The 1,979-nt window shown below is 67.3% G+C and carries 3 protein-coding genes; 2 read left to right on the forward strand and 1 reads right to left on the reverse strand.

Translation table 11 applies throughout. The annotated features are described in order from the left end of the window. Nucleotides 1-344: LysR family transcriptional regulator (locus G7A99_RS18785; protein ID WP_163143061.1), on the reverse strand; the 344-nt coding region annotated here is incomplete at its 3' end. A 101-nt stretch (nucleotides 345-445) separates the two neighbouring features. Here G7A99_RS18785 and G7A99_RS18790 point away from each other — a divergent pair. After that, the gene (locus tag G7A99_RS18790) at nucleotides 446-1,093 is read left to right on the forward strand and encodes an NADPH-dependent F420 reductase (protein WP_018717765.1); all 648 of its coding nucleotides are present in this window, start codon (nucleotides 446-448) and stop codon (nucleotides 1,091-1,093) included. A 183-nt stretch (nucleotides 1,094-1,276) separates the two neighbouring features. Continuing rightward, nucleotides 1,277-1,979, forward strand: a 703-nt coding sequence (locus G7A99_RS18795; protein ID WP_163143063.1) for a dihydrofolate reductase family protein, incomplete at its 3' end; no start/stop codon positions are given.

A 1,979-nucleotide genomic window follows, 5' to 3' on the forward strand; every position in this document is an offset into this window, starting at 1 on the left:
GGCGCCAGCTTCGGCCAGATGACGGTGTCCGCCGCGTGATCGGTCGCGGTGATCCGTATCGTCCCGGCCGGTCGGTCCCGCATCTCGACCAGGGCCTCCAGCTCGTTCTCGATCTCCGCGAAGTGGGGGGCGATGCGCTCGAGTACACGCTCGCCTTCCGTCGTGGGGCTGACCCGGCGCGTGGTGCGCATCAGCAGGCGGATGCCGAGGCGCTCCTCCAGGCCCCGCACGGCGTGGCTCAGGGCAGACTGCGAGACGCCGATCTGCGCCGCGGCACGGGTGAAGCTTCCCACGCGAGCCACGACGACGAAGGACATCAGGTCGACAACATTCTCTCTCAGCATTGATGAACCTTCCTCATTAATCCTTTCTGATTATAGGGGGTTTTCCCGGGACCGCGGGGTGCTACTTTCCCGGCCAGGCAAATCGGCGATCGGAGGCACCCATGAAGATCGGGATACTCGGCTCGGGTTTGATGGGCGGGACGCTCGGGACCATCTGGGCAATGGCGGGGCACGAGGTGACGTTCAGCTACGCGCGAACCCCGGGGAAGCTCGATCGCCTTGCCCGGGGGGCCGGTGCGCGGACCGGAACACCGGCGGAGGCCGTGCAGACCGCCGATGCGGTCCTGCTCGCGGTGCACTGGTCGCGGGTGGAGGACGTGGTCTCCCGGGCCGGGGACATGGATAACACCATCGTACTCAACTGCTGTGTCCCCCTCGACCGCCAGAACCGCGACCTCGTGGTCGGGACGACGACGTCGGGGGCGGAGGAACTGGCACGCCTGCGACCCGACGTGCGCTTCGTTTCCACGTTCAACACCAGCCCGAGCGAGGCGTTGTTCAACGTCTTCAGCGCCCGTGACGAGTCACCCCGCCCCCATCTTCTCTACTACGGCGACGACGCGGACGCCAAAGCGGTAGCCGGGCGGCTCATCGCGGACGTCGGCTACGAGCCGCTGGATGCCGGCCCGCTCCGAACCGCACGCTTCGTCGAGCCCTTCGCGATGGTCACCGCCGAGCTCGCCTACGCCCAGCCGGGCGGCCCGGAACTCGTGTACCGCTTCGACCGGATTCACCGGCACAGCGAATGAGCTAATGAGTGGTGCTCATGACTCCAAGAAACGTACCCCCGTTTATTCGCATCACCCGGCGGACTACGGTTTCCCTCGTAGTCATAGCGCCTGACGTGGATTCGCAAGGCCACTGAATCGCTGCCGACGTGAATAACCCTGCCCGCAACCCGGGCGATGAGCAACCCGAGACAGCAAGGATCCATGCGCCCGAAGATTACCTGCCACATGATTACCTCTCTCGACGGCCGTCTCTGCCCGGAGCGATGGAGCGATCCGGTGGGCAGTCGCGTCATGGACCTCATCGACGCGCATTACGACACCGCCGCCAAGCGGCTTGGTGGCGAGGGCTGGATCGTCGGGCGCCGGACGATGACCGACTACGTCGATCAGAACCAGAGCCCCCCGCTCCTGGAGCCCCCCAGGGAGCGCCCGGCTTACTTCCAGGAACGCGCCGGCCGGGACGTCGCGGTGGCCATCGATCCCTCGGGACGCCTGCGCTTCGACCAGGGCGAGGTCGACGGGGATCACGCGGTGGTGGTGCTCTCGCAGCGGGTCCCGGACGAGCACCTCGAGCGGCTCCGGGAAGCGGGCGTCTCCTATGTGTTCGCCGGCCCCCACGGCGACGACCTCGCCGAGGCGATGGAGATACTGGGTGACGCCTTCGGAATCGGCCATCTCGTCCTCGAAGGCGGCGGGGCGACCAACGGCGCGTTCCTGTCGGCTGGCCTCATCGACGAGGTGAGCACGCTGATCTGCCCGGCGATCGACGGGCTCGCCGGCATTCCGGCCATATTCGAACACTCGGACCCGTCGGGCAGGGCGCCGTCGGAGGGGCAACACCTGCGCCTGCTCTCCTGCCAGACCCTGTCGGGCGGCGTGATCTGGCTGCGACACGAGATCGCGC

This window comes from Arhodomonas sp. KWT (genome assembly GCF_010993615.1).